The organism is Kitasatospora sp. NPDC022785, from assembly GCF_055561295.1.
Genome location: NZ_JBVHHB010000027.1, coordinates 21,220 through 46,880 on the forward strand (window position 1 = coordinate 21,220; position 25,661 = coordinate 46,880).

At 72.8% G+C, this 25,661-nt stretch carries 26 protein-coding genes; 10 read left to right on the top strand and 16 right to left on the bottom strand.

The window, feature by feature from the left end; translation table 11 throughout:
* Nucleotides 1–720 (bottom strand): 3-oxoacyl-[acyl-carrier-protein] reductase, encoded by a 720-nt coding sequence (gene fabG, locus ACZ3YO_RS31905; protein ID WP_396324149.1) that lies wholly within the window; start codon nucleotides 718–720, stop codon nucleotides 1–3.
* A 370-nt stretch (nucleotides 721–1,090) separates the two neighbouring features.
* On the opposite strand from fabG, the gene ACZ3YO_RS31910 reads away from it, so the two are divergent.
* The 6 genes from ACZ3YO_RS31910 to ACZ3YO_RS31935 all read left to right on the top strand — a co-directional run bounded on the left by ACZ3YO_RS31910 (nucleotide 1,091) and on the right by ACZ3YO_RS31935 (nucleotide 6,998).
* A complete protein-coding gene (locus tag ACZ3YO_RS31910) occupies nucleotides 1,091–2,239 on the top strand; it encodes an MBL fold metallo-hydrolase (RefSeq protein ID WP_465576318.1) in 1,149 nt (382 codons plus the stop codon).
* Between the two features lie 152 nt (nucleotides 2,240–2,391).
* The gene (locus ACZ3YO_RS31915; RefSeq protein WP_396324151.1) at nucleotides 2,392–3,954 is read left to right on the top strand and encodes a TldD/PmbA family protein; all 1,563 of its coding nucleotides are present in this window, start codon (nucleotides 2,392–2,394) and stop codon (nucleotides 3,952–3,954) included.
* The gene (locus ACZ3YO_RS31920) at nucleotides 3,954–5,351 is read left to right on the top strand and encodes a metallopeptidase TldD-related protein (RefSeq protein ID WP_396324152.1); all 1,398 of its coding nucleotides are present in this window, start codon (nucleotides 3,954–3,956) and stop codon (nucleotides 5,349–5,351) included. The genes ACZ3YO_RS31915 and ACZ3YO_RS31920 overlap by 1 nt, the downstream gene beginning before the upstream one ends.
* A gap of 31 nt (nucleotides 5,352–5,382) precedes the next feature.
* Nucleotides 5,383–5,931, top strand: coding sequence for an RNA 2'-phosphotransferase (locus ACZ3YO_RS31925; protein WP_465576322.1), 549 nt, complete (start codon nucleotides 5,383–5,385; stop codon nucleotides 5,929–5,931).
* 174 nt (nucleotides 5,932–6,105) lie between these two features.
* Nucleotides 6,106–6,498 carry a DUF3099 domain-containing protein gene (locus ACZ3YO_RS31930; RefSeq protein WP_465576325.1) on the top strand — a complete coding sequence of 131 codons (393 nt, stop codon included), beginning with the start codon at nucleotides 6,106–6,108 and terminating at the stop codon, nucleotides 6,496–6,498.
* Between the two features lie 263 nt (nucleotides 6,499–6,761).
* A complete protein-coding gene (locus tag ACZ3YO_RS31935; protein ID WP_465576328.1) occupies nucleotides 6,762–6,998 on the top strand; it encodes a hypothetical protein in 237 nt (78 codons plus the stop codon).
* Between the two features lie 81 nt (nucleotides 6,999–7,079).
* Here the strand turns inward: ACZ3YO_RS31935 and moaA are convergent, their stop codons facing one another.
* From moaA to ACZ3YO_RS31950, 3 genes are all read right to left on the bottom strand, one after another.
* Nucleotides 7,080–8,069: a GTP 3',8-cyclase MoaA gene (gene moaA / locus ACZ3YO_RS31940; protein ID WP_465576330.1), complete on the bottom strand. Its 990-nt coding sequence runs from the start codon at nucleotides 8,067–8,069 to the stop codon at nucleotides 7,080–7,082.
* A 95-nt stretch (nucleotides 8,070–8,164) separates the two neighbouring features.
* Nucleotides 8,165–9,775, bottom strand: coding sequence for a solute symporter family protein (locus tag ACZ3YO_RS31945; protein ID WP_465548016.1), 1,611 nt, complete (start codon nucleotides 9,773–9,775; stop codon nucleotides 8,165–8,167).
* Complete coding sequence (locus ACZ3YO_RS31950) at nucleotides 9,772–10,128, bottom strand: DUF485 domain-containing protein (protein ID WP_465548014.1); 357 nt, start codon at nucleotides 10,126–10,128, stop codon at nucleotides 9,772–9,774. Before ACZ3YO_RS31950 ends, ACZ3YO_RS31945 begins: the two co-directional genes overlap by 4 nt.
* A 375-nt stretch (nucleotides 10,129–10,503) precedes the next feature.
* Here ACZ3YO_RS31950 and ACZ3YO_RS31955 point away from each other — a divergent pair, with 375 nt between their 5' ends.
* Nucleotides 10,504–13,686 carry a hypothetical protein gene (locus ACZ3YO_RS31955; protein ID WP_465576334.1) on the top strand — a complete coding sequence of 1,061 codons (3,183 nt, stop codon included), beginning with the start codon at nucleotides 10,504–10,506 and terminating at the stop codon, nucleotides 13,684–13,686.
* A gap of 78 nt (nucleotides 13,687–13,764) precedes the next feature.
* Here ACZ3YO_RS31955 and ACZ3YO_RS31960 read toward each other — a convergent pair whose 3' ends face one another.
* Nucleotides 13,765–14,808: a zinc-dependent alcohol dehydrogenase family protein gene (locus ACZ3YO_RS31960; protein WP_465576337.1), complete on the bottom strand. Its 1,044-nt coding sequence runs from the start codon at nucleotides 14,806–14,808 to the stop codon at nucleotides 13,765–13,767.
* Nucleotides 14,809–14,987: 179 nt separating this feature from the next.
* Between ACZ3YO_RS31960 and ACZ3YO_RS31965 the strand changes: the two genes are divergently transcribed.
* The gene (locus ACZ3YO_RS31965; RefSeq protein WP_465576339.1) at nucleotides 14,988–15,983 is read left to right on the top strand and encodes a DEDDh family exonuclease; all 996 of its coding nucleotides are present in this window, start codon (nucleotides 14,988–14,990) and stop codon (nucleotides 15,981–15,983) included.
* Nucleotides 15,984–16,014: 31 nt separating this feature from the next.
* Nucleotides 16,015–16,815, top strand: a complete 801-nt coding sequence (locus ACZ3YO_RS31970; RefSeq protein ID WP_465576342.1) for an SURF1 family cytochrome oxidase biogenesis protein — start codon at nucleotides 16,015–16,017, stop codon at nucleotides 16,813–16,815.
* Nucleotides 16,816–16,833: 18 nt separating this feature from the next.
* Here ACZ3YO_RS31970 and trxA read toward each other — a convergent pair whose 3' ends face one another.
* Both trxA and ACZ3YO_RS31980 read right to left on the bottom strand, forming a co-directional pair.
* Nucleotides 16,834–17,166: a thioredoxin gene (gene trxA, locus ACZ3YO_RS31975; protein ID WP_396324163.1), complete on the bottom strand. Its 333-nt coding sequence runs from the start codon at nucleotides 17,164–17,166 to the stop codon at nucleotides 16,834–16,836.
* Nucleotides 17,167–17,592 carry a MerR family transcriptional regulator gene (locus tag ACZ3YO_RS31980; protein WP_396324251.1) on the bottom strand — a complete coding sequence of 142 codons (426 nt, stop codon included), beginning with the start codon at nucleotides 17,590–17,592 and terminating at the stop codon, nucleotides 17,167–17,169.
* 205 nt (nucleotides 17,593–17,797) lie between these two features.
* Here ACZ3YO_RS31980 and ACZ3YO_RS31985 point away from each other — a divergent pair, with 205 nt between their 5' ends.
* The gene (locus ACZ3YO_RS31985) at nucleotides 17,798–18,559 is read left to right on the top strand and encodes an SDR family oxidoreductase (RefSeq protein ID WP_465576346.1); all 762 of its coding nucleotides are present in this window, start codon (nucleotides 17,798–17,800) and stop codon (nucleotides 18,557–18,559) included.
* A gap of 9 nt (nucleotides 18,560–18,568) precedes the next feature.
* Here the strand turns inward: ACZ3YO_RS31985 and ACZ3YO_RS31990 are convergent, their stop codons facing one another.
* The 9 genes from ACZ3YO_RS31990 to ACZ3YO_RS32030 all read right to left on the bottom strand — a co-directional run bounded on the left by ACZ3YO_RS31990 (nucleotide 18,569) and on the right by ACZ3YO_RS32030 (nucleotide 25,501).
* Nucleotides 18,569–19,228 (bottom strand): alkaline shock response membrane anchor protein AmaP, encoded by a 660-nt coding sequence (locus ACZ3YO_RS31990; protein ID WP_465576350.1) that lies wholly within the window; start codon nucleotides 19,226–19,228, stop codon nucleotides 18,569–18,571.
* On the bottom strand, nucleotides 19,225–19,875 hold the full coding sequence (locus ACZ3YO_RS31995; RefSeq protein WP_465576353.1) for a DUF6286 domain-containing protein: 651 nt from the start codon (nucleotides 19,873–19,875) through the stop codon (nucleotides 19,225–19,227). Before ACZ3YO_RS31995 ends, ACZ3YO_RS31990 begins: the two co-directional genes overlap by 4 nt.
* Nucleotides 19,872–20,231: a hypothetical protein gene (locus ACZ3YO_RS32000; RefSeq protein ID WP_465547999.1), complete on the bottom strand. Its 360-nt coding sequence runs from the start codon at nucleotides 20,229–20,231 to the stop codon at nucleotides 19,872–19,874. The genes ACZ3YO_RS31995 and ACZ3YO_RS32000 overlap by 4 nt, the downstream gene beginning before the upstream one ends.
* Nucleotides 20,231–20,422, bottom strand: coding sequence for a hypothetical protein (locus ACZ3YO_RS32005; protein ID WP_396324168.1), 192 nt, complete (start codon nucleotides 20,420–20,422; stop codon nucleotides 20,231–20,233). Before ACZ3YO_RS32005 ends, ACZ3YO_RS32000 begins: the two co-directional genes overlap by 1 nt.
* 55 nt (nucleotides 20,423–20,477) lie before the next feature.
* Nucleotides 20,478–20,993, bottom strand: a complete 516-nt coding sequence (locus tag ACZ3YO_RS32010; protein ID WP_465576357.1) for an Asp23/Gls24 family envelope stress response protein — start codon at nucleotides 20,991–20,993, stop codon at nucleotides 20,478–20,480.
* Nucleotides 20,994–21,159: 166 nt separating this feature from the next.
* Nucleotides 21,160–21,966, bottom strand: coding sequence for an enoyl-CoA hydratase/isomerase family protein (locus tag ACZ3YO_RS32015; RefSeq protein WP_396324170.1), 807 nt, complete (start codon nucleotides 21,964–21,966; stop codon nucleotides 21,160–21,162).
* A 231-nt stretch (nucleotides 21,967–22,197) separates the two neighbouring features.
* A complete protein-coding gene (locus ACZ3YO_RS32020; protein ID WP_049658450.1) occupies nucleotides 22,198–22,431 on the bottom strand; it encodes a helix-turn-helix domain-containing protein in 234 nt (77 codons plus the stop codon).
* A 327-nt stretch (nucleotides 22,432–22,758) separates the two neighbouring features.
* Nucleotides 22,759–24,357, bottom strand: coding sequence for an ABC-F family ATP-binding cassette domain-containing protein (locus ACZ3YO_RS32025; protein WP_465547994.1), 1,599 nt, complete (start codon nucleotides 24,355–24,357; stop codon nucleotides 22,759–22,761).
* 214 nt (nucleotides 24,358–24,571) lie between these two features.
* Nucleotides 24,572–25,501: a hypothetical protein gene (locus ACZ3YO_RS32030; protein ID WP_465576362.1), complete on the bottom strand. Its 930-nt coding sequence runs from the start codon at nucleotides 25,499–25,501 to the stop codon at nucleotides 24,572–24,574.
* Nucleotides 25,502–25,661: the final 160 nt, after the last annotated feature.

Sequence of the window (25,661 nt, forward strand, 5' to 3'; positions counted from 1 at the left end):
TCAGTGACCCATGCCCAATCCGCCGTCGACGGGAATGACGGCTCCGGTGATGTACGCGGCCTCGTCCGAACCGAGGAACCGCACGGTGGAGGCGACCTCGGCGGGCGCCGCGTAACGGCCCAGCGGCACGCCCGAGACGATCTCCGCGCGGCGCTCGTCGCTGAGCACTGCGGTCATGTCGGTGTCGACGAAGCCGGGGGCGACCACGTTGACGGTGATGTTGCGGGGGCCCAGCTCGCGCGCCAGCGAGCGCGCGAAGCCGACCAGGCCGGCCTTGGAGGCGGCGTAGTTGGCCTGGCCCGGCGAGCCGGAGAGGCCGACCACCGAGGAGATCAGCACGACCCGGCCCTTGCGGGCGCGCATCATCAGCTTGGAGGCGCGCTTGACCACCCGGAACGTGCCCGTGAGGTTGGTGTCCACGACGGAGGTGAAGTCCTCCTCGGACATGCGCAGCAGCAGGGTGTCGTGGGTGATGCCCGCGTTGGCGACCAGCACCTCCACACCGCCGTGCTTGGCCTCGATCTCGGTGAACGCCGCGTCCACCTGGGCGCTGTCGGTGATGTCGCAGCGCACCGCGAGGACGTCGTGCTTGGCCAGCTCCTCGGGCACCTCACCCGAGCGGCTGGTGATGGCGACCTTGTCGCCCGCCTCGGCGAAGGCCAGGGCGATCGCGAGGCCGATGCCCCGGTTTCCTCCGGTGACGAGAACCGAGCGGCTCAACGATCCACCTCTCTCCGTAAGGGTGCGTACGTCGGATTGCGTACGCAGTGTGACGCTATCGGTCGGCCCGGGGCGGAGACGAATCGAGCTCCCACAGCGCCTCACCGGCGGAACTGTCGCAATCCGACAATCCGCGCCCATGCCGGGTTCACGTGCTGCACACGGACGGCGCACCGGCCGCACACGGGTCGTTATGGCTTCCCACGAGACCTGCCCACGGTCCCGTCCGCACCGGGCGCACGGGAACATGTACCGCCGCGTACCCGTTGCCCCCGTGGTGCGGACAAGCGGGGCCGACCGCACCGCTTCCCTGGAAGGGCCCCGGCGGCCGCGGCGACGGACGAGGCCGACGAGCGAAGGCAGAGCGCGGATGATCGAGGGACGGCCCGGTACCACCCACCGGCGCGGACGACTGCTGGCTCTGGCCGCCCTGGCGGCCGGCGCGGGAGCGGCCGCCTGGTCGCTGCGCGACCTGCCGGCGGCGTTCGGGCGCCGGCCGGACGGCGAGCGCGAGGAGCGGGTGCGCGACTCGCCGCAGTACCGCGACGGCGTCTTCCACAACGCGCCGTCCACGCTGGCGCGGGCCAAGTCCACCCCCGACTTCGACCGGGACACCGTGCGCCGGATGCTGTTCCAGCGCGAGGGCCGGGTACCCGCGCACCCGGTGCCGACCGTCCGCCCCGCCGCCGCCGGGACGCGCCCGGCCGCCGAGGGCGTGGAGATCACCTGGTACGGACACGCGTCCGCGCTGGTCGAGATCGAGGGCACCCGGGTGCTGCTCGACCCGGTCTGGAGCGAGCGCTGCTCCCCCTCGGCGCACGTCGGCCCGAAGCGGCTGCACCCGGTGCCGGTCGAGCTGGAGGAGCTGCCACAGGTCGACGCGGTGCTGATCTCGCACGACCACTACGACCACCTGGACATGGCGACGGTCAAGCGGCTGGTGCGCAGCCAGTCGGCGCCGTTCGCGGTGCCGCTCGGCATCGGCGGTCACCTGCGCCGCTGGGGCGTCCCGGAGCACCGGATCATCGAGCTGGACTGGGACGAGACCTGCACCCTCGGCGAGCTGGCGGTCACCCTGACCTCGGCCCACCACTTCTCCGGCCGCGGCCTGACCCGCAACACCACCCTCTGGGGCTCCTGGGTGATCGCCGGACCCACCCGCAAGGTCTTCTACACCGGGGACTCCGGCTACTTCGAGGGCTACGCCGAGATCGGCGCGCAGCACGGCCCGTTCGACGCCGCGCTGATGCAGATCGGCGCGTACGACGCGGCCTGGGCGGACATCCACATGACGCCGGAGGACGCCGTCCTCGCCCACCGCGAGCTGAACGCCGGCCTGCTGGTCCCGGTCCACTGGTGCACCTTCAACCTGGGCCTGCACCCGTGGTCCGAGCCGATCGAGCGGCTGCTGGCGGAGGCCAAGCAGCAGGCCGTACCGCTGGCGGTGCCCCGCCCCGGCGAGCGCGTCGACGTCGACAATCCGCCGGAGCTGGACGGCTGGTGGGAGAGCGTCGTCTGACGCCCCCGCCGAGGCGTGCGGGCCGCAGCGCCGGACGGCGCGTGTCACCGCCGAAATGCGCTGGCCCAATCCCTGTGGACGGGAAATGATGCGGTGCGGGTACCCCTGTCCGGGGCCGCCCGCACCGCCGCCCCTCCGACCAGGGAGCCCGATTGCCTCCGATCCCCCCGACCAGCAGTGCCGGCGCCGCGCCCGGGCGCGCCGTCGACCCGCTGTTCCTCGCCTACCCGCTGCACGCCCTGGCCGACGCCGCCCTCACCCGGGCGCGTGAACTCGGGGCCGCGCACGCCGACTTCCGGCTGGAGCGGGTCCGCAGCGCCTCCTGGCGGCTGCGCGACGCCCGGCCGGCCGGCACCTCCGACAGCGTCCAGCTCGGCTTCGCCGTCCGGGTGCTGCTGGACGGCGCCTGGGGCTTCGCCGCCGGGGTGGACCTCACCACGGCCGCGGCGGCGAAGGTCGCCGAGCAGGCCGTCGCGGTGGCCCGGCTCTCCGGCGGGATCAGCCGGGCGGCCGGGTCGAAGGAGCGGGTCGAGCTGGCGGACGAGCCGGTCTACCCGGACGCCACCTGGGTCTCCGCGTACGAGGTGAACCCCTTCGAGGTGCCGGACGCGGAGAAGACGGCACTGCTCGCCGGCTGGAGCTCGCGGCTGCTGGCCGCCGAGGGCGTCTCGCACGTCCAGGCCACGCTGCTGACGGTGCAGGAGAACAAGTTCTACGCCGACACCGCCGGCACCGTGACCACCCAGCAGCGGATCCGGCTGCACCCGACGCTGGAGGCCACCTCGGTGGACGAGCGCACCGGGGCCTTCGACTCGATGCGCACCCTGGCCCCGCCGGTCGGGCGCGGCTTCGAGTACCTGACCGGCACCGGCTGGGACTGGGACGCCGAGCTGGCCGAACTCCCCGTCCTGCTGGCCGAGAAGATGAAGGCGCCGAGCGTCGAGGCCGGCCGCTACGACCTGGTGATCGACCCGTCCAACCTCTGGCTGACCATCCACGAGTCGATCGGCCACGCCACCGAGCTGGACCGGGCGCTCGGCTACGAGGCCGCCTACGCGGGCACCTCCTTCGCCACCTTCGACAAGCTGGGCTCGCTGAAGTACGGCTCCGAGCTGATGCACGTCACCGGCGACCGCACCGCCGAGCACGGCCTCTCCACCATCGGCTACGACGACGAGGGCGTCGCCACCCAGTCCTGGGACCTCGTCAAGGACGGCGTCCTGGTGGGCTACCAGCTGGACCGCGGGATGGCGAAGCTCAAGGGGTTCGACCGCTCCAACGGCTGCGCGTTCGCCGACTCCCCCGCCCACGTCCCGGTGCAGCGGATGGCCAACGTCTCGCTCCGGCCGGCCGCCGGCGGCCCGTCCACCGAGGGCCTGTTCGCGGGCGTGGAGAACGGCCTGTACATCGTCGGCGACCGCTCCTGGTCGATCGACATGCAGCGCTACAACTTCCAGTTCACCGGCCAGCGCGCCTACGCCATCAGGAACGGCGAGCTCGCGGGCCAGGTCAAGGACTTCGCCTACCAGGCCACCACCACCGACTTCTGGGGTTCGATGGCGGCCGTCGGCGGCCCGCAGACCTACGTCCTCGGCGGTGCCTTCAACTGCGGCAAGGCGCAGCCCGGCCAGGTCGCGGCGGTCAGCCACGGCTGCCCGTCCGCGCTGTTCCGCAACGTCAACGTGCTCAACACCCAGCAGGAGGCGGGTCACTGATGGCCGCGACGCAGCCCCACGAACTCGTCGAGCTGGCGCTCGGCCTCTCCCGCGCCGACGGCTGCGTGGTGATCGCCGACGAGGAGTCGACCGCCAACCTCCGCTGGGCCGGCAACGCGCTCACCACCAACGGGGTCACCCGCGGCCGCCGCCTCACCGTGATCGCCACGGTGGCCGGGGCCGAGGGCACCGCCTCCGGGGTGGTCTCCCGCGAGGCCGTCACCGCGGACGAGGTGGAGGGCCTGGTCCGGGCCGCGGAGGACGCCGCCCGGGCGGCCGGTCCGGCCGAGGACGCCCAGCCGCTGATCGCCGACCGGCCGTCCTCCCCCCGTTTCACCGAGCCGCCGGCCGAGACCTCGATCGAGGTGTTCGCGGCGTTCGCACCCGCCCTCGGCGAGGCCTTCGCCCGGGCCGCCGCGCAGGGCGAGCTGCTGTACGGCTTCGCCCGGCACGAGCTGGTCTCCAGCTACCTGGGCACCTCCACCGGCCTGCGGCTGCGCCACGACCAGCCGACCGGCATGGTCGAGGTGAACGCCAAGACGGCCGACCTCACCGGCTCGGCCTGGGCCGGTGCCGCCACCCGGGACTTCACCGACGTGGACGTCGCCGACCTGCACGCCCAGCTGACCAAGCGGCTGGCCTGGGGCGCGCGCAAGGTCGACCTGCCGGCCGGCCGGTACGAGACGCTGCTGCCGCCCTCGGCCGTGGCCGACCTCATGATCTACCTCAGCTGGTCCTCCGGCGGCCGGGACGCCTTCGAAGGGCGGACGGTGTTCTCCAGGCCCGGCGGAGGAACGCGGATCGGCGACAAGCTGGCCAAGCTGCCGCTGACGCTGCGCTCCGACCCGGCCGAGCCGGGCCTGGAGGCGGCGCCGTTCGTGCTGGCGCACTCGACGGCCGGGGACTCCTCGGTCTTCGACAACGGCGTGGAGCTGACCGCCACCGACTGGATCCGGGACGGCGAGCTGGCCGAGCTGATCACCACCCGGCACTCGGCCGGCCTGACCGGCCTGCCGCTGAAGCCGGCGATCGACAACCTCGTCCTGCAGACGGCCGACCAGACGGCCGCGCCGACCCTGGACGAGATGATCGCCCGTACCGAGCGCGGCCTGCTGCTCACCTGCCTCTGGTACATCCGCGAGGTGGACCCGGCGACGCTGCTGCTCACCGGCCTCACCCGGGACGGCGTCTACCTGGTGGAGAACGGCGAGGTCGTCGGCGCGGTGAACAACTTCCGGTTCAACGAGTCGCCGGTCGAGCTGCTCGGCCGGATCACCGAGGTGGGCCGGACCGAGCGCTGCCTGCCGCGCGAGTGGAGCGACTGGTTCACCCGGACGGCGATGCCGCCGGTGCGGGTCGCGGACTTCAACATGAGTTCGGTCAGCCAGGCCTCGTAGCCGGGCCGCCACGGGGGAAGGATCGAGAGAAGTGGACGAGAAGCGCACGGTCAGGACCAGCAAGATGCTCTCCCGCATCCTGCGGCACGAGCCCGAGCGGGTCGGGATCACCCTGGACGCGGCCGGCTGGGTCCGGGTGGACGTCCTGCTCGCCGCACTGGCGGCCAGGGGCAACCGGCTGACCAGGGCCGAGCTGGACCACGTGGTGGCGACCAACAACAAGCGCCGGTTCGCCTTCTCCGAGGACGGTCTCTCGATCCGCGCCAGCCAGGGGCACACGGTGGCGGTCGACCTCGGTCTGACCGCCACCGAGCCCCCGGCGGTGCTGTTCCACGGCACCGCCACCCGGAACCTTGCGTCGATATTCCGCGAGGGCCTTCGGCCGATGGCCCGGCAGGACGTCCACCTTTCCGCCGACACCGACACGGCCACCCGGGTCGGTGCCCGGCACGGCCGCCCGGTGGTCCTGACGGTCGACGCCGCGGCGATGGTGTCGGCCGGCCACGAGTTCCGGATCAGCGCCAACGGTGTCTGGCTGACCGACGCGGTGCCGCCGGAGTACCTCTCCCAGGCGCGGTAGGGCGCGTCCGGTCCGGCCCCCGCCGCTCAGCCCCCGCGGCCCGGCCTGATGGGCCGGACAGGCCCCCGGTGGCGCGTGTCCGTCCGCCCCGGTCTCGTCGCCGGTTCCCGCGCGGCGTACCGTGAGGTGGCCGCGCGGCGAGGCGCGCGGGTGCGTGGACGAGGGCGGTAGGACATGGGCAAGAGCACCGACGGTGGAGAGGTCTACCGGATTACGGGTGCGCGCAGCAGCCTCTCCGAGGACGTCCGCGGGCGGCAGCGCCGCTACGTGGCCTCGATGCTGCTCCGCACCGTCTGCGTCCTGCTGGGGGTGATCCTGTGGGACATCCAGCGGTGGCTGGCGGTCGCCGCGCTGGCGGGCGGCGTGCTGCTGCCGTACTTCGCGGTGCTGATCGCCAACGCGGGCCGGGAGAGGGCGCCCGGCCTGCCGAGCACCTTCGACGTGCCGCCGGACGTTCCGCTGATGCTCGGGCCCGGCGGTACCGGTGGTGCCGGTGGGGCGGATGCGTCGCACGATACGGACGTGACAGAGAGTGCAGCCACCGATTCTCCACAGAACCCGAGCTGACTGTCCGTTTTGGCAGAGTTTCCGCCAACTGCCCCTGCGGAAAGCTCAAAAGAACCTCAGATTAATCATGCAAGACCTCCCCATCCGAGGGTCCTGCCGTGACATACTGCGTACGCGCTCCGCATCCCCCGTCGGAGCGACGGACCGACGCCGGGCGGCTCCCCCCGTGGCTGCCCGGCGTCGCCATGCCCGGATCCGGAAGCCGTCCGGGCACGTGAAAGACTGGCGGTGACCACACCCGCCCACCGCTTGAGGACGGCCCGATGCTCTCCCCGGACACCCCCCAGCCGCAGACGCCGGTCTGCTCCGCCAAGGGCTGCCGGGCGGACGCCCGCTGGGTTCTGGTCTGGAACAACCCCAAGCTGCACACCCCGGACCGCCGGAAGACCTGGGCGGCCTGCGAGGAGCACCGCGAGCACCTCGCGCAGTTCCTCGGCGTGCGCGGCTTCCTCAAGGAGGTCGTCGCCCTCACCGACTGGACCCCCGAGGACGGCGAGTAGACCCCGCGCGGCCCCAGGCCACCGGTCGGCGTCTCCGGCCCCGCCGCTCCGCCGACGCCGTCAGGCCCCGCCAGGCCTCGCTCAGCCGCCGATCGCCGACATCGGCCGGTCGGGCTGGAGGAACTCCGGATCGTCGATCCCGGCTCCGGCCTTCTTGCCCCACATCGCCGCGCGCCACAGCTCGCCGATCTCGGCATCGCCGCCGCCCGAACGCAACGCCGTCCGCAGGTCGGTCTCCCCGGTCGCGAAGAGGCAGTTGCGCACCTGCCCGTCGGCGGTCAGCCGGGTGCGGTCGCAGGCCCGGCAGAACGGCCGGGTGACGGAGGCGATCACGCCTACCCGGCCCGGGCCGCCGTCGACCACCCAGCGCTCGGCCGGCGCCGCGCCACGGCGGGCGGACGGCTCGGGGGCGAGCGTGAATCGGGCGGCGAGCCGGTCCAGGATCTCCTCGGCGGTGACCATCGCCGAGCGGTCCCAGCCGTGCTGGGCGTCCAGCGGCATCTGCTCGATGAACCGCAGCTCGTAGCCGCGCTCCAGGCACCAGGCGAGCAGCTCGGGAGCCTCGTGGTCGTTGATCCCGCGCATCAGCACGGTATTCAGCTTGACCGGCACCAGCCCGGCGGCCTCGGCGGCGGCCAGCCCGTCCAGGACGTCCTGGTGGCGGTGGCGGCGGGTGAGGGTGTGGAAGGTGTCCGGGTCGAGGGTGTCGAGCGAGACGTTGACCCGGTCCAGCCCGGCCGCGTGCAGCGCTGCGGCGGTCCGGGCGAGGCCGATGCCGTTGGTGGTGAGGGAGAGTTCGGGGCGCGGTTCGAGCCTCGCGCAGGCGTCGACGATGCCGACCAGCCCGGGCCGCAGCAGCGGCTCGCCGCCGGTGAACCGGACCTCCCGGACGCCGAGGTCGCGGACCGCGATCGTCACCAGCCGGACGATCTCCTCGTCGGTGAGCAGGTCCGGCTTGGCCAGCCACTGCAAACCTTCCTCAGGCATGCAGTAGGTGCAGCGCAGGTTGCACCGGTCGGTGAGGGAGACCCGCAGGTCGACGGCCTGCCGGCCGAAGGTGTCGAGGAGCACGGCGGTCCCTTCCCGAGTTCGCGGCCGGCCCGGAAAAGCGGCCGGCCCGGCCGCCGCGTTCGGCGGGCCGGGCCAGCTTAGTCATCGCCCGTCCGTCAATGGGCGCCCAGCCCGGTCAGCGAGCGGACCTCCAGTTCAGCGTACTTCGCCGGGTCGGCCTTCTCCTTGGAGAGCAGGGTGCCGATCCAGCCCGCGAGGAAGCCGACCGGGATGGAGACCAGGCCGGGGTTCTCCAGCGGGAACCAGTGGAAGTCGGAGTGCGGGAAGAGCGAGTTCTTGCCGCCGGAGACGACCGGCGAGAAGAGGACCAGCGTCACCGAGGTGATCAGGCCCGCGTAGACCGAGCTGACCGCGCCCGCGGTGGTGAACCGCTTCCAGAACAGCGAGTACAGCAGCGTCGGCAGGTTGGCCGAGGCCGCCACCGCGAAGGCCAGTGCGACCAGCGCGGCGGTGTTGAGCTTCCCCGCGAAGAGGCTGAGCACGATCGCGACCGCGCCGATGGCGACGGCGGCCCACTTCGCCGAGAGCACCTCCTCCTTCTCGGTGGCCTTGCCCCGCCGGATGACGTTGGCGTACAGGTCATGGGCGAAGGAGGCCGAGGAGGCCAGGGTGAGGCCGGCCACCACGGCCAGGATGGTGGCGAAGGCGACCGCGGAGATCACCGCCAGCAGGATCGCGCCGCCGGTCGTGCCCGCGCCGCCGCCGAGCTCCTCGGCGAGCTGCGGGGCAGCGGTGTTGCCGGCCGCGTTGGCCGCCTTGATCGCCTTGGGTCCGACCAGGGCCGCCGCGCCGAAGCCGAGCGCCAGGGTCATCAGGTAGAAGCCGCCGATGATCCCGATCGCCCAGAGCACCGACTTCCGGGCGGCCTTGGCGGTGGGCACGGTGTAGAAGCGGACCAGGATGTGCGGCAGCCCGGCGGTGCCGAGCACGAGCGCGATCCCGAGGCTGAGGAAGTCGAGCTTGCTGGTTCCGCTGACGCCGTACTTGAGCCCCGGCTCCAGGAACGCGGCCCCCTTGCCGCTGGCGTCGGCGGCGGCGCCCAGCAGCGCGGAGGGGTTGAAGTGGTACTTGGCCAGCACCAGGACGGTCATCAGCGCGGTGCCCGCGATCAGCAGCACGGCCTTGATGATCTGCACCCAGGTGGTGCCCTTCATCCCCCCTATCACCACGTAGATCACCATCAGCGCGCCGACCGCGACGATGGTCAGCTGCTTGGCACCGTCCCCGTTGACCCCGAGCAGCAGGGCGACCAGCGTCCCGGCGCCGACCATCTGGGCCAGCAGGTAGAAGATCGACACCACGATGGTGGAGATCCCGGCCGCGGTGCGCACCGGCCGCTGCCTCATCCGGAACGCGAGCACGTCGGCCATGGTGTACCGGCCGGCGTTGCGCAGCGGTTCGGCGACCAGCAGCAGCGCGACCAGCCAGGCGACCAGGAAGCCGATCGAGTAGAGGAAGCCGTCGTAGCCGGAGAGCGCGATGGCCCCGGCGATGCCGAGGAAGGACGCGGCCGACATGTAGTCGCCGGAGATGGCAAGGCCGTTCTGGAAGCCGGTGAAGCCGCGGCCGCCGGCGTAGAAGTCGGCGGCGTCCTTGGTCTGCCGCCCGGCCCAGACGGTGATGCCGAGGGTGGCCAGCACGAAGAACCCGAACAGGGTCATCGTGAGGCCGCGGTGCTCGGTGGCGGACGTGGCGAGCAGGGTCATTCGGCGGCCTCCCGCGGGGCGTGGACCACGGCGCCCTGGGCCTCGCGGATCGCGGCGGCGGGCGGGTCGAGCCGCCGGTCCGCGTAGCGCGCGTACCAGGCCGCGATGGCGAAGGTGGTGACGAACTGCAGCAGCCCGAGGACCAGGGCGACGTTGATGTGCCCGACCACCTTGGTGCCCATCAGACCGGGCGCGTAGCAGGAGAGCAGGACGTACAGCAGGTACCAGAGGACGAAGCCGATGGTGACGGGGAACGCGTAGCTCCGGAACGAGCGCCGCAGGGTTCGGAACTCTTCGCTCTCCTCGATGAGTCGGACTTCCGTAGGGGCAGTGGTGATCGGCGGCGATTCCACTCTCTCTCCTCACTCCTTCGGCGTGCTGGTCGCACCAGGGGAACGATCGGACGTGAGGGGCGTCACAGTCCGGATGCGCGCCGCGCAATGCTAGGAGCGTCCTGCCCGCCCGGAAAGGGGTTGACCGCGATCAGCCAGCCGTTCACCCTCTCGCGCCAGTCGATTGGCTGAAATCAGACCATTCTGACGGGCTCTGACGCGTACGGCCGACCCCCGCCCCCGGTGTCACCTCACGGTGGTAGCCTCCAGCCACTCATGTGATCTTCATGAATTCCGACCTTTTTGCGCGCATCCAGGCGGCAACCAGGCGTTCCGTCAGTTTTCAGACAGCGCCGAGGAACTGACCTCGCCTTTTCCAGGGGGAAATCCACCATCGTGAACCTCAGAACCACCCCGGCCCGGCTCCTCGCGATGCCACTCCTGGCCTCAGTCCTCGCCCTCGCCGGCCCGCTCCCCACCGCCACCGCCGCGCCCGCGGCCCCGAGCGCCGACCCGGTCGCCCTCCCCGAACTCGTCGTCCCCGGCCAGCCACTGCCCCAGCCGCGGACGGAGACCCTGCTCGCGGCCGGCTCCAAGGGCTTCCTGCACACCACGCAGGACGCCACCTTCGCCTGGACCGCCTACGACACCGGTGCCACCACAGTGGTCGGCGCCTACGACCCCGGCCAAACCGGTCCCGGCCTGCACGGCGCGGGATCGGACGTCACCATCGACATGGACCCACGTCAGCCGAGCAAGCTCTGGAAGCTCCAGGACATGGCCACGGGCTCCGTCACCGTCCTGAACAGCCCGGACACGGCGGCGATCCGGGGCCTCTACGGTGACGCCGTCCTCGCCCTGACCGACGCATCCGCCTCGACGGGACGATCCCCGGTCCTCCTCCGCGCCGACGGCAAGGGCGGTACTTCGGTCCTGCCCGTCGCCAAGTGGCAGGACGCCGGGGTGGAGCGCGACTGGAGCGACTACCTGGGCGGGGACGCGAACGAGGTGGCGCTGGGCCTCTCCGTCAACAGCGAATACCGGATCGGCCTGGCCGACACCCACACGGGCGCTGTCCGGGTCTCGCCGCCCCTCCCCGGACCTTGGGGAGGCGGCCAGATCTGCCAGCGGCTGACCGCGGTCGACCCCGCGCACATCGCCTGGCTCGGCGGCGACTGCAACGTCCACATCCTCTCCCGGGCCGACCTGAACGCCCCCGAGGTGACCATCCCGGTCAGCTACTACGACCAGCCTCTCGCACTCGGGCTGTCCGGCGGCTGGCTGTTGAGCGTCGGGCGCCCGCCCTACGACAGCCACGATTCGGCGGTCCCCGTCGAGCGGGAGCTGAAGGCCACGCCGATCGGGGGCGGAGATCCGGTCTCGGTGCTGTCGCACGCCTCGCCCACCATCGTCCAGGCCCCCGACGGCACGGCGCTCGTCGAAGGCGGCGACACCGGCGCCGACTGGATGGTCCGCAAGGTCACGGCCACCGGTGCCGCAGCGCCCTCGACCGTCCCGGTGAACTACAAGGTGGCGCCGGAGTCCTACCGGTTGGACTCCCTGAACCTGTCGGCGAACACCCTGATCAGCGCCGAGAGCGGCAACAGCCTCGGCAAGGGCTTCTACGAGCAGCGGGTCACCGTCGGTTCCCCGTCCACCGTGTCGGCCCGCCGGCCCCTCGGCAGCACCGGTTTCGTGGATCACTCCATCTCCTGCGGCGGCCCCGACAGCTGCACGGACATGAAGGGGACGGGCGACGGCCGGGTGGTCCACCTCAGCACCCGCGGCATGATCGTGCGCCGGGGTCAGGAGACCCGGGAAATCAACCTGGACACCCTCCCCTTCCGCGAGGGGATCGTCGTCGCGGATGGCCGCTTCGTGCTCCTGGACACCTCTCAGTACCCGGGATCCTCGCTCGCGGTGCTCGACATCGACAGCGCCACCCCGGGCACGCCCATCGCGACGGCCCCCACCTCCATCGGCACGATCGACGGCGGCCGGCTGCTCACCCCGGGCAGCACTCCCGGAGAGATCGTCGTCCGTGACCTGACGACCCAGCAGACCCGGACTCTGCAGACCGGCAAGGACTGCCGGATCACCCACCTGATGTCCGCCGGCGGCTGGCTCTACTGGAACTGCTGGTTCGACGGACCGACCGGATCGGCGGGGCTGCTGCGACCGGACGGCACGAGCCGCCCGATCGAGGTCCCGGCGCGCGCCGTCGGCATGGGGAACGGCTTCCTCGTCTACGCGGACTACGACGCCGAACGAAGCGCCGTGGTGGACTTCCACACCGGCATCCCGGTCACCAGCTCCCTCAAGACCCGCCTCAATCAGAGCCGCCTCTTCAACCCGTGGAGCGTCGACCGCTTCGGCGGCGGTCTGGTCTACGGCGACAGCCACCAGAACCTCCACCTGGTCTCCGTCATCTCCCCCGGGACGACCTTCCACAACGTCAGCCCGTCCCGCCTGCTCGACACCCGCGAGGCCATCGGCCGACCCGGCACCGACAAGGTCCCCGGCCGCAGCACCGTGTCCGTCCAGGTTGCGGGCCGTGGCAATGTGCCCGCCGGCGCCAAGTCCGTCGTGCTCAACGTCACCGCGACCGAGACCGACGGCCCCGGGCACCTGATCGCCTGGGCCTCCGGCTCGCCGCAGCCCACCTCCAGCAACCTCAACTGGACCGCCCCCGGCGTCACCACACCCAACCTCGTCATCGTCCCGCTCGGCCCCGACGGCAAGATCAACCTCTTCAACGCCTCGTCGAGCACCACCCACCTCATCGCCGACGTCTTCGGCTACTACACCGACGACGCCACCGGCTCCACCTACCGCACCGTCAGCCCGTCCCGCCTGCTCGACACCCGCGACGCCATCGGCCGACCCGGCACCGACAAGGTCCCCGGCCGCAGCACCGTGTCCGTCCAGGTTGCGGGCCGGGGCAATGTGCCCGCCGGCGCCAAGTCCGTCGTGCTCAACGTCACCGCGACCGAGACCGACGGCCCCGGGCACCTGATCGCCTGGGCCTCCGGCTCGCCGCAGCCCACCTCCAGCAACCTCAACTGGACCGCCCCCGACGTCACCACACCCAACCTCGTCATCGTCCCGCTCGGCCCCGACGGCAAGATCAACCTCTTCAACGCCTCGTCGAGCACCACCCACCTCATCGCCGACGTCTTCGGCTACTACACCGACGACGCCACCGGCTCCGCGTTCACTCCCGTGAGCCCCGACCGCCTGCTCGACACCCGCGACGCCATCGGCCGACCCGGCACCGACAAGATCCCCGGGCGTGGCGTCTTCGGCCTCCAGGTGGCCGGGCGTGCCAACGTCCCCGCGAACGCCAAGGCCGTCGTGCTCAACGTCACGGCCACCGAGACCGACGGCCCCGGGCACCTCACCGTCTGGGCGTCCAACGCACCACAGCCCACCTCCAGCAACCTCAACTGGACCGCCCCCGGCGTCACCACACCCAACCTCGTCATCGTCCCGCTCGACGACGCCGGCCGGGTGATGTTCTTCAACGGCGCCTGGACCGGCACGCACCTCATCGCGGACGTCCTCGGTTACTACGTCTGAGCCGTCCGACCGCTGCGAACGGCACCGGCCTGTGCCCCACGTGGGGCACAGGCCGGTGTCATGCGGTCGGGGAGCCGGTCAGAACGCGATCCGCACCTTCAGGGCGGAGCGGTCGTCCATCGCCCGGTAGCCGTCCGGGACGTCTTCCAGGCCTACCGTGCGGTCGAAGACCAGGCCGGGCTCGATGGCGCCGGAGAGGACGTCCGGCAGCAGCTCGGGGATGTAGGCGCGGGCCGGGGCGACGCCGCCGTTGAGCGAAACGTTTCGGCCGAACATCTGACCGATGTCGACGCCCGCGCTGCCGCCGTGCGGCACCCCGACATAGCCGACCGCGCCGCCGTCGCGGGTGATCGAGACGGCGGTGCGCATCGACTCCTCGGTCCCGACCGCCTCCAGCACGGCGTGCGCTCCCTGGCCGCCGGTCAGCTCCTTGACCGCCTCGATCGCGGCCTCGCCGCGCTCGGCGACGACGTCGGTGGCCCCGAACCGGCGGGCCAGGTCGGTACGGGCGGTGTGCCGGCCGAGCGCGATGATCCGGCCCGCGCCGAGCCGCTGCGCCGCCAGCACGCCGCACAGGCCCACCGCGCCGTCGCCGACCACCGCCACGGTCGCGCCCGGCCGCACGCCCGCCGAGACGGCGGCGTGGTGCCCGGTGGCCATCACGTCGGAGAGGGCGAGCAGGCTGGGCAGCAGCTTCTCGTCGCCCGCCGCGTCCTTGGGCAGGGCCACCAGCGTGCCGTCGGCGAACGGGACGCGCACCGCCTCGCCCTGGCCGCCGTCCGAGCCGACCTGGCCCCAGAAGCCGCCGTGCGGGCAGGAGGTCTGCAGGCCCTCGCGGCAGAAGTCACAGCTGCCGTCCGACCAGACGAACGGCGCCACGACCAGGTCGCCCCGCTTGAAGCCGCTCACCTCGGCGCCGGTCTCCTCGACCACACCGAGGAACTCGTGCCCGATCCGCTGCCCGGCCACCCTGGCGGCCACGCCCCGGTACGCCCACAGGTCGCTGCCGCAGATGCAGGCGTTCACCACGCGGACCACGGCGTCGGTCGGGTTCTGGATCACCGGGTCCGGCACGGACTCGATCCGGATGTCGTGGGGGCCGTGGATCACGGTGGCGCGCATGAGCGTTCGTCCTTCGGGAAATCGGCTGCGCGGGGGTGTTGGGCAGCCAGGGGATATTCGACTGGGTGTACGACGAATACGCTGCCCACTCTATTCCGGCCCGCCGAACCGCTCACTCCGGGCGGCCTTCGCCACATTTCGACCGGCCCCCACCGTCGCGGCGCTTATTCTGTTTGACCATGCATGCGATCCAGCCCGAGACGTCCGGCGCGCCACGGGCCGTCCCCGTCCCCGCCCAGCGCTCCGCCGCCCCCGCCGAGGGCTTCGCGGTGGTGGACGTCGAGACCACCGGCCTCGGCCGTTCGGACCGCGTCATCTCGGCGGGCGTCTACCAGCTGGACGCCGAGGGCGAGGTCACCGACCACTGGTACACCCTGGTCAATCCCGAGCGCGACCCCGGCCCGGTCTGGATCCACGGCCTCACCCACGAGGTGCTCGCGGGTGCGCCGACCTTCCCGGAGATCGCCGACGACTTCGCCGAGCGGCTGCGCGGCCGGGTCCTGGTCGCCCACAACGCGCTCTTCGACTGGAACATGATCTCCCGCGAGTTCTCCCGGGCCGGCCGGCACGCCCCGGTCGACCAGCGGCTCTGCACCATGGTGCTCTCCCGCGACCTCCGGCTTCCGCTGCCCAACGGCAAACTGGCCTCGCTCGCCGCCTACTTCGGCGTCCAGCAGCGCCAGGCGCACAACGCCCTGGACGACGCCCGGGTGCTCGCCGAGGCCTTCCGCCCCAGCCTCCACCTGGCCCGCAGCGGCGGCGTCCCGCTGCCGCTGCAGAACTGCGTCGCCGTCACCGACCTCGGCGAGGACGAGCCCGTCTCCGCCGCCCGCAGCTCATGGACGGGCTCCTCCTACCGCCAGGCGAAGAAGCGCCCGCCGTGCCCGTATCCGAACCCCGGGCGCTGGGAGGACGGCAAGCCGCTGGTGCAGGGCATGCGGGTGGCGTTCACCGGCGACACCGCGACCGACCGCGAGCTGCTGGAGGACCGCGCCGTCGAGGCCGGCCTGCACATCGCCACCTCGGTGAGCCGGCTCACCAGCCTGCTGGTCACCAACGAGCCCGGCAGCTGGAGCGGCAAGGCCCGCAGGGCCCGCGAGGTCGGCACCCCGGTGGTCGGCGAGGACGCCTTCCTCCAGCTGCTGCGCGAGGTCGCCCCGCACCCCGGTGCGTGATCCGGTTGTGAGGTGGGCGTACCGTGCCCGTGTGTACCGTTTTCTCCTCTCCCGGCGCTGGCTGATCACCCTGCTGATCGCCCTCCTGCTGGTCCCCACCACGATCAAGCTGGGGATCTGGCAGTACCACCGCCACGAGGCGCGGGTGGCCCGCAACGGGCTGATCGCCACGTCGCTCACCGCGTCGCCGGTCCCGTACGACACGCTGTCGGCCACGCCCGGCTTCGCCGTACCGAAGAGCCTGACGTGGCGGTCGGTGACGGCCACCGGGGAGTACGACCCGGCGCACGAGTTCGTGGTCCGCAAGCGCACCGGCTCCGGCGGGGACAAGATCGGGTACTTCGTGATCACCCCGCTGAGGCTCTCCGACGGCAAGGGCACCGTCCTGGTCAACCGGGGCTGGGTGGCGTCCGGCGACTCCGCCGCCGCCTACCCGTCGGTGCCGGCCGCGCCGGCCGGCGAGGTCACCCTCACCGGCCGGATGCGCGCCGACGAGACCGCGGCCGGCAGCGGTATCCGCGACCGGGCCGGGCTGCCGGACCGCCAGTTCAACCTGATCAGCACCGAGCAGCAGACCCAGGAGACCGGCGCGACCCTGCTCGGCGGCTACCTGGAGCTCACCGCCACCGCCCCGGCCCCCGCCGACCAGCCCGAGCTGCTGCCCGAGCCCAACCACTCCGACATCGGCCCGCACATGGCGTACGCGATCCAGTGGTGGCTGTTCACCGCGCTGATCCCGGTCGGGGTCTGGGTGATGGCCCGCCGCGAAGCCAAGGACCGCCGCAAGGAGGCCGCCGAGGCCGAGGCGGCGCCGGAGGCCGTGCCGGCGTAGCGCCGGCCCCGCCGGTCGTCACAGGACGTCCTCCAGCTCGCGCAGCAGCCGGGCCTTGGCCCGGGCGCCGACCACGGCCCTCACCGGCTCGCCGCCCCGGAACACCATCAGCGTGGGCATCGACAGCACGCCGTACGCGGCCTGCGTCTGCGGGTTGTGGTCCACGTCCAGGCTGACCACCGTCAGCCGGTGCGCCTCCTCCCGCGCGATGTCCGCCAGCACCGGCACCATCTGGCGGCACGGCGGGCACCAGTCCGCCGTGAAGTCCACCAGCACCGGCCCCTCGGCCGCCAGCACCTCGGCGGCGAACGTCTCGTCCGTGACCGCCGGCACGCCCGTGATCCGCACCATCTACCGCTCCTCCCACTCGATCGCCAACTCACACTGCGGCGCCCGGCCGCCGGCCTCCGCCGCCAGCTCGTCACGGGCCTGCTCGGCCCGGGCGAACTGCTCGGCCACCTGCGTACGGACCTCCTGCAACCGGCCGATGCAGTCGTCCAGCTCGGCCAGCTTGCGCCGGTAGACCTCCAGCGAGGCCGGGCAGGAGTCCCCCTCCGGATGGCCCGCCTGGAGGCACTCCACGAACGGGCGGGTCTCCTCCAGCCCGAACCCGAAGTCCTGCAGGGTGCGGATCTGCCGGAGCAGCCGCAGATCGTCCTCGCCGTACGCGCGGTAGCCGTTGCCGGCCCGCCGGGCGGGCAACAGCCCGAGCTGCTCGTAGTACCGCAGCGCCCGGGTGGTCGTCCCCGCCCGTTGCGCCAGCTCACCGATCCGCATCACGCACCTGCCCTCCCGGCCGCTTCCGAACGCCGCCGGGAACGACGGTAGACCTTGACGCCGACGTCAACGCCAGCGCGGGCGGGCCCTCGGTGCCGGCGACTTCCGGCCGGCGGGGCACCGATCCGGCCACACAGCGGCCGCCGCGGCCGCCCCTGCCCCCGCTGCTCCCCCGTCCGCCCCGGCACCCGGCAGGATGGGGGCCATGGATCTTGGACTGAAGGACAAGGTGTACGTGGTGACCGGCGCCACCCGGGGCCTCGGCTTCGCGGCCGCCCGGGAGCTGGCCGCCGACGGTGCCCGGGTGCTGGTCAGCGGCCGGAGCAAGGAGTCCGTCGACGCCGCCGTCGACGCCCTCGGCGGCCCGGATGCCGCCCACGGCCTGATCGCCGACAACTCCGACCCCGCGACCGCCGACCACCTCGTCGCCGCGGCCGTCGAGCGCTTCGGCCGGTTGGACGGCGTACTGATCAGCGTCGGCGGCCCGCAGGCCGGCCCGGTGACCACCGTCCCCGAGGAGGCCTGGCGCGGCGCTTTCGAGTCGGTCTTCCTGGGCGCCCTGCGGATCGCCCGCAGCGCGGCCGGTGTGCTCGGCGAGGGCGGCGTGATCGGCTTCGTGCTCTCCGGCTCGGTCCGCGAGCCGATCCCGGGCCTCGGCATCTCCAACGGGCTGCGGCCCGGCCTGGCGATGGCCGCCAAGTCGCTCGCCGACGAGCTGGGGCCGCGCGGCATCCGGGTCGTCGGGCTGCTCCCGGCCCGGATCGACACCGACCGGGTGCGCGAGCTGGACGCCCTCAGCGGCGACGCCGCCGCCGCCCGCGCCCGCCACAACGCCGCCATCCCGCTCGGCCGCTACGGCACGGCGGAGGAGTTCGGCAAGGCCGCCGCCTTCCTGCTCTCCCCCGCCGCCTCCTACCTGACCGGCGTGATGCTCCCCGTCGACGGTGGCGCCCTGCGCGGCCTCTGACCTGCGGGTCTATTGGACCCGCGGATGCTTGCGCCGGCCGCCGCGCCTCCGGGTGGCGGCCGGCTTCGCCGCCGCCACCCGGACCCGCAGGTCGGCCGGCAGCCCGGCGAGGCCGAGGCTGGCCCGGGCGTCGCTGCGCGGGCCGGTCTCGAAGTGCTCGACCAGGGCCGCCGGATCGCCCCCGGGGGTCAACCGGACAGTGGCCCGCAGCCGCGGGTGCCGGCGGCCCCGGACCAGCCGGACGCCGGCCCGCTCGACCTCCGGGAGCGCCATCGTGCCGGTCTCCAGCACCTCCTCCAGTGCCCGGCTGCGCAGCCGCAGCCGCAGCCCGGACGCGCCGGGCGTGGGAACGGCGACGGTGGACGGGCCGCTGCGCCTCAGCTGCGCGAAGAGCCACCAGGCCGCACCGGCCACCACGATCGCCGGCACGGCGATCACGACGGCCCACCACCAGGACCGGTCCGCCCACCAGGACTGATTCACCCACTCGGTCCGCGAGTACGCACTGACCACCGGCTGGTCCGGCGAGGTGAGCGGCCACCGGCTCGGCGGGTCCACGCCCAGCCGCCGGTACAGGTCGAGGCCGCCGGCCAGCACCAGCAGCCCGGCGGCCAGCAGCACGAGCCCGGCCACACCGAGCAGCACCCGGTTGACGGTGGACCGGCTCATCCCGCCCCTCCCGTCCCGGGTACGCCGGGACTCTCCGGCCCGGCCGTCGCCCCGCCGTGGCGGGCCCGGCCGCGCCTGGTCCGCACGTCGAGCCGGAGCGGCCGGGCCAGGGTGACCCGCGCCAGCTCCTCCCGCAGCTGCCGCTGGACGGAGGCCGGGTCGGCCGGTCCGTCGAGGACGACCTTCACCCGGCGGCGGTTGATCCGTACGGTGAGGTGCTCGATGCCCGGCAGGCCGGCGGCCCGGTCGGCCAGCAGGGTGCCCACGCCGGCCCGGTCGATGGCGGCGGCGGTGTCCCCGTGCGGGCGCAGCGGCAGCCAGCGGCGCAGCCCGGGGGCGAACGCGAGCCAGAGCAGCCAGGCGCCGACCAGGGTGGCGGCCCCGGCACCGAGCAGGACCCAGAGGTCGTCCAGGTGCCGGGTGGCCAGTTCGTCGCCGATCTCGGCGCGCCAGCGCCGGGCGGGGTGGCCGGTGCGGACGGCGATCACGTCGTAGAGCAGCGCCCCGCCGAGCACCAGTGCCACGACGGCGACGAGCACCGCGGCGGCCGTCCGCGGCGCCCGCAGCCGGGGCACCTTCGCCGCCTCGGGCGCGGGCGGTTCGCCCGGCGGCTCCACGGGATGGGTTTCCGGCAGTTGTTCCGTCATGCCGCTCCCCTCGGCACCAGCTTCTCGACGACCACCACCACCTCGCTGACGCGGGTCCCGGTCAGCCCGCCGACCTGGGCGGCGATCCGGTCGCGGACGGCGCGGGCGAGCGCGGCGAGGTCGGCGGGGAAGGGCAGGTCGACGACGGCCCGGACGAGGACGGTGGAGCCGGGCACGGAGACCGACACCTTCGGCGGACCGCCGTGGTCGGCCCGGCCCCGCCAGGCGTCGGCGAGCGCCTCGCGGGCGGCCCGGGCGGCGATCCGGGCGTAGACCCGGTCGGCGACGCGGAGCCGGCCGCGGGCGCCGGGCTCGCGCCGAGGGGTGCCGGAGACGGGGGTGGCGAGGGCCGCCATCAACGGCGCCGGTCGCGGCCGCGCAGCAGGTCGCCGAGGTCACCGAGTTCGATGTCGCCCTCCAGCAGCCGCCCGGCCACGAAGCCGACCACACCCAGTGCGGCCACCAGCAGGAACGCCGCGAACCCGCCGAAATAGCCGGCGAAGCCGAGGGCCATACCCACCACCAGGCCGACGATGGCCAGGTTCATCCGCTCCACCTCGTCTTCCGCTGCTTCCCCGCCGCGCGGGCTGCCCCAGACTGCGTTACTTCAGCTTGGGCCGCTGGCCCGGGGGGACGGTCTCCTCGTCCTCCTCCTCGACATCCGGCTCGTCGGGCAGGTGGACGTCGTTGACCGCGATGTTGACCTCGACGACCTCCAGGCCGGTCATCCGCTCGACCGCGTCGATGATGTTCTCCCTGACCTGGCGGGCCAGCTCGGGGATGACCACGCCGTACTCGACGACCAGCGCGATGTCGATGGCGGTCTGCTTCTCCCCCACCTCGGCCTTGATCCCGCGCCCGATGCTGGACCTGCCACCGGGCACCCGGTCGCGCATCGCGCCGAAGGTGCGGGAGAGGCCGGAGCCGAGGGCGTGGATGCCGGGGACCTCGCGGGCGGCCATACCGGCGATCTTCTCGACCACGCCCACGGCCAGCGCGGTGCGGCCGCGGTCGTTGACCGGTCTGTTGCTGTCGCTGCTGGACGGCGTTGCGGCAGCGGCAGCGGCAGCGGCCGGGGGGTTCTTGTGCATGGTGGCGGGCGTCGGAGTGTCAGGCATGGGCGCTTCTCCCGTCGTACGGCTCCAGCTATATCGCAAATCGCTCCAACTCTGGCATTTCGCCACGATTCCCGCCCCCGGAGCGCCACCCCGCGCAGGCCGGGAACGCCGAAGGCCCGGCTCGCGGGGGCACCCCGCGAGCCGGGCCTTCGGCGGAAGGGCGCGGTCAGTCGCCGATACCGGCCAGGTCGCGCAGCCGGCGGGCCTGCGCCACCCGTTCGGCCGAGCGCTGCTCGTCGTACGAGCGGCCACCCGCACCCTGGAGCAGCGCCTTGGTCTCGATGACGGCACTGCGGGGCGCGGCCAGCAGCGCGGCGGCGAGGTCACGGGCGGCACCGTCGAGCTCCGCGCCGGGGACGGCCAGGTTGGCCAGGCCGATGGCGGCGGCCTCCTCGGCGCCCACCCAGCGGCCGGTGGCGCAGATCTCCAGTGCCCGGGCGTAGCCGACCAGGTCGGTGAGCGGCTTGGTTCCGGCCAGGTCGGGCACGAGGCCGAGCGAGGTCTCCTTCATGGAGAACCGGACGTCCTCGGCGACGACGCGCAGGTCGCAACCGAGGGCGAGCTGGAAGCCGGCGCCGACGGCGTGGCCCTGGACGGCGGCGATGGAGACGAGGTCGGGGCGGCGCCACCAGGTGAAGGCCTCCTGGTAGGAGGCGATGGTGTCGTCGAGGTCCTTGTCCTCGGCGGCGGCCAGTTGGAGGAAGGTGCGCTCACCGGGGATGCCCTCGGCGGTGAACATCGCGCGGTCCAGGCCGGCCGAGAAGGAGACGCCCTCGGCGCGGAGCAGCACCACCCGGACACCGCCCGGCAGTTGACGGCCGGCGGCGGTCAGGGCGCGCCACATCGCGGGCGACTGGGCGTTGCGCCGCTGGGGCTGACAGAGGGTGACGACGGCGAGCTCGCCGTCGATCTCCAGGCGTACGCCGTCCTGCTCCCAGCTCGGGGCCTGCGGGTCGGTGGCGGGGGCGGTCATGCGGGGACCTCCGGTGGCGGGGGACTTGGCTACCGGAGAGTAACAAACCTGGAAGCACAGCGGCAGGGCGGCGGCGCACCCGATTACGGAAGGGGCGGGGGCGCCGGAGCGCGGCGCGGGCGGGCATGACGATCGGCGGCCGGTTCGCACGGGCCGGGGGCGGACGACCAACGGTCGCCTCCCCGGTCGGCGCCCTGCCGCCGAGTCATCCGCCGATGGACTGACGGACCGTCAGGAGCTGGCTCCAGCAGTAGCTTTGTTCTTGCCCCGCGTGGCACCACCGCGGCCCCGGAGGATCACTCCGGACTCGCTCAGCATCCGGTGCACGAAGCCGTACGAGCGACCGGTCTCCTCCGCGAGAGCGCGAATGCTCGCCCCGGAGTCGTACTTCTTCTTGAGATCGGCCGCGAGCTTCTCACGCGCGGCACCGGTCACCCGGCTGCCCTTTTTCAGAGTCTCGGCCACCCGTGCCTCCTCGTAGCGTTGCTCGGTCAGATTCCCATGATCACCCATCCACAGCGTCCTGGCCACCCATTCGGCAAGGTCGATGTCGGGAATGCGTGGTCCACCGGTGGTGATCCGAGCGCATAACGGCGCTCACGCAGAGTGCACGCCCCCGGGCGGATTAGGCCGTCCGGCGCGAAAGGGCTGATCAGCAGCGTCGGCCCGACCACGATCGAGTGGCGGGCCGACGGAAGCTCCTCAAACGGAATCCAGGACCTCTTCATTCCCGGACACGCCGTAAGGACTAGTTTTTCTGGTCCAAAGAGGGGACCAAGCGTCTACTCCAGGTCAGGCGAGCGAGACCAGATCGGCGTACGCCGGGCTCCAGAGGTCCTCCACGCCGTCCGGCAGCAGGATGATCCGCTCGGGCTGGAGCGCGTCGACCGCGCCCTCGTCGTGGGTGACCAGCACGACCGCGCCGCTGAACTCGCGCAGCGCGCCGAGGATCTCCTCGCGGCTGGCCGGGTCGAGGTTGTTGGTCGGCTCGTCCAGCAGCAGCACGTTGGCGCTGGAGACCACCAGCGAGGCCAGCGCCAGGCGGGTCTTCTCACCGCCGGAGAGCACCCCGGCCGGCTTGTCGACGTCGTCGCCGGAGAACAGGAACGAGCCGAGGATCTTGCGGATCTGCACCAGGTCGGTGTCGGGGGCCGAGGAACGCATGTTCTCCAGCACCGTGCGCTCCGGGTCCAGGGTCTCGTGCTCCTGGGCGTAGTAGCCGATCTTCAGGCCGTGGCCCGGGATCACCTCGCCGGTGTCCGGCTTCTCCACCCCGGCCAGCATCCGCAGCAGGGTGGTCTTACCGGCGCCGTTGAGGCCCAGCACGACGACGCGCGAGCCGCGGTCGATGGCCAGGTCGACGCCGGTGAAGATCTCCAGCGAGCCGTAGGACTTGGAGAGGTCGGCGGCGGTCAGCGGGGTCTTGCCGCAGGGGGCCGGGTCCGGGAAGCGCAGCTTGGCGACCTTGTCGCTCTGCCGGACCTGCTCCAGACCGGAGAGCAGCTTCTCGGCGCGGCGGGCCATGTTCTGTGCGGCCACCGTCTTGGTGGCCTTGGCGCGCATCTTGTCGGCCTGCGCGTTCAGTGTCGCGGCCTTCTTCTCGGCGTTGGCCCGCTCGCGCTTGCGGCGCTTCTCGTCGTCCTCGCGCTGCTGCTGGTACTGCTTCCAGCCCATGTTGTAGACGTCGATCGCGGAGCGGTTGGCGTCCAGGTAGAAGACCTTGTTGACGACCGTCTCGACCAGGTCGACATCGTGCGAGATGACGATGAAGCCGCCCTTGTACGTCTTCAGGAAGTCCCGCAGCCAGGCGATCGAGTCGGCGTCGAGGTGGTTGGTGGGCTCGTCGAGCAGCAGCACGTCGGAGTCGGAGAAGAGGATCCGGGCCAGCTCGACGCGGCGGCGCTGACCACCGGAGAGCGTGTGCAGCTGCTGGCCCAGGATGCGGTCCGGCAGGCCCAGCGCGGCGGCGATGGTGGCGGCCTCGGCCTCGGCGGCGTACCCGCCCTTGGTGAGGAACTCCGTCTCCAGGCGCGCGTACTTCTTCATCGCGTTTTCCTGGGTGGCGCCCTTGCCGTTGGCCATCCGGTCCTCGTTCTCGCGCATCTTCCTCAGCACGGAGTCGAGGCCGCGGGCGGAGAGGATGCGGTCCTTGGCGAGGACGTCGAGGTCGCCGGTGCGCGGGTCCTGCGGGAGGTAGCCGACCTCGCCGGAGCGGGTCACGGTGCCCGCGGCCGGCAGGCCGTCGCCGGCCAGGACCTTGGTGAGCGTGGTCTTGCCGGCGCCGTTGCGCCCGACCAGGCCGATCCGGTCGCCGGGGGCGACCTTGAAGCTCGCGGACTCGATCAGGACCCGGGCACCGGCGCGCAGCTCGAGGGCGTTGGCGGAAATCATGGCTGGGAACTACTCCTGGGACGTGGGCGGGCACCTGGGCGGGGCTCAGGACCGGGGCAGCGGAAGGGGGGCGTCGTCGGTGGACCGGCAGACCGCTCGGGGCGGCGCCGCTCGCCCGCTAGTGCCCGGAGAGAACAGCCATGACGGCAAGTCTACCGGGCCCCGCGAGGGGGCCCGGAGAATTACCGGCCCGGGGTACCGCCCGGGAGCGCGGCTACGGCTGGGAGTCCGCCTCCGGGGCCGCGCAGGTGCCCTGCGGGCGGACCGCGGCGAACGGCTCGGACGGGCTGCCGCAGGCGGACTCGGGGGCGGCGGCCTGGGTGTCGAACACCTTGGGGCCGACGATCGGGCCGTCCGAGATCAGCACCCGGCGGCCGTCCAGGGCCTTCAGCGAGACCGCCGGACCGGCGTTGAGCACCCAGCCGGTGCTGTCCAGCCGGTAGCCGTTGATGCCCCCGGAGACCGGCTGGCCGCTGCTGTTGGTGCAGGTGCGCGGGACCAGCACCGCGAAGTCCGTGCCGACCGTGCGCATCGGGTCGTAGACGCAGTTGCCGGCCGGCTTGGAGTTGTAGCGCAGGTCGCCGTCGCCGTCGCGGAAACCCATCGTCAGGTTGGGTGTGACCACCGCCACCCAGGGCGCGGACTGCTGGACGGTGTGCAGGGCCGCGGCGGCGCGCTCCGTCGCCAGCTGCTTGCGCTGCTCCTCGGTGCGCTTGTCGGCTCCCGGCTCGCCGTCGCCGCGCAGCCAGTCGGCCAGGCCGGGGACGGCGCGGTGCCAGCGCACCTCGTGGTCGCCGGGCCGTACCGAGGTGACCAGGCCGTCGTCCCAGACCACCACGGCGCTCTCGCCCGCCATCGACAGGTAGAGCGCGGTGGCGCCCTCGCGGCGGTAGGACCAGGCGTGTTCGCCGGTGGAGCGGTTGTACGCCTCCAGGCCGGGGCCCACCTTCAGCTCCAGGTCGGCCGCGCTCAGCGACTGCGCGTTGACCGGGCTGGCGTCCGCTCCGCCCGGCTCGGCCACCCGGTCCCCGAACGGCACGGGCTTGTTGGCGTGCGCGGCCGCGCCCGCCACAAGGACCAGCAGCACCGCCAGGGCAGGGAGGATCGATCGGGGGGTGAGAACACGCAGTGGCTTCCAGGACACGGGCGGAGCGTACCTTTCGGCACCCACACGAGTCAGCCGGACTTTCCCTCGGGTCCGAACGGTGGGACGAGGACCGGCCGGATCCCGGGCCTCCCCCGGACCCGCCCGCCGACCTGCGCCGTCGGGCCCACCGCCGCTCCGCACGGCCCGCCGCGGTAGG

Coding starts and splice junctions, on each gene's coding strand:
- ACZ3YO_RS31960 (WP_465576337.1), bottom strand. CDS start 14,808: ATGCGCGCCACCGTGATCCACGGCCCCCACGACATCCGGATCGAGTCC.
- ACZ3YO_RS31945 (WP_465548016.1), bottom strand. CDS start 9,775: ATGACCCTGCTCGCCACGTCCGCCACCGAGCACCGCGGCCTCACGATG.
- ACZ3YO_RS31930 (WP_465576325.1), top strand. CDS start 6,106: ATGGGCAAGAGCACCGACGGTGGAGAGGTCTACCGGATTACGGGTGCG.
- ACZ3YO_RS32005 (WP_396324168.1), bottom strand. CDS start 20,422: ATGAACCTGGCCATCGTCGGCCTGGTGGTGGGTATGGCCCTCGGCTTC.
- ACZ3YO_RS31935 (WP_465576328.1), top strand. CDS start 6,762: ATGCTCTCCCCGGACACCCCCCAGCCGCAGACGCCGGTCTGCTCCGCC.
- ACZ3YO_RS32000 (WP_465547999.1), bottom strand. CDS start 20,231: ATGGCGGCCCTCGCCACCCCCGTCTCCGGCACCCCTCGGCGCGAGCCC.
- trxA (WP_396324163.1), bottom strand. CDS start 17,166: ATGGTGCGGATCACGGGCGTGCCGGCGGTCACGGACGAGACGTTCGCC.
- ACZ3YO_RS31965 (WP_465576339.1), top strand. CDS start 14,988: ATGCATGCGATCCAGCCCGAGACGTCCGGCGCGCCACGGGCCGTCCCC.
- ACZ3YO_RS32015 (WP_396324170.1), bottom strand. CDS start 21,966: ATGACCGCCCCCGCCACCGACCCGCAGGCCCCGAGCTGGGAGCAGGAC.
- ACZ3YO_RS32025 (WP_465547994.1), bottom strand. CDS start 24,357: ATGATTTCCGCCAACGCCCTCGAGCTGCGCGCCGGTGCCCGGGTCCTG.
- ACZ3YO_RS31995 (WP_465576353.1), bottom strand. CDS start 19,875: ATGACGGAACAACTGCCGGAAACCCATCCCGTGGAGCCGCCGGGCGAA.
- ACZ3YO_RS31980 (WP_396324251.1), bottom strand. CDS start 17,592: ATGCGGATCGGTGAGCTGGCGCAACGGGCGGGGACGACCACCCGGGCG.
- ACZ3YO_RS31920 (WP_396324152.1), top strand. CDS start 3,954: ATGGCCGCGACGCAGCCCCACGAACTCGTCGAGCTGGCGCTCGGCCTC.
- ACZ3YO_RS31910 (WP_465576318.1), top strand. CDS start 1,091: ATGATCGAGGGACGGCCCGGTACCACCCACCGGCGCGGACGACTGCTG.
- ACZ3YO_RS32010 (WP_465576357.1), bottom strand. CDS start 20,993: ATGCCTGACACTCCGACGCCCGCCACCATGCACAAGAACCCCCCGGCC.
- ACZ3YO_RS31990 (WP_465576350.1), bottom strand. CDS start 19,228: ATGAGCCGGTCCACCGTCAACCGGGTGCTGCTCGGTGTGGCCGGGCTC.
- ACZ3YO_RS31985 (WP_465576346.1), top strand. CDS start 17,798: ATGGATCTTGGACTGAAGGACAAGGTGTACGTGGTGACCGGCGCCACC.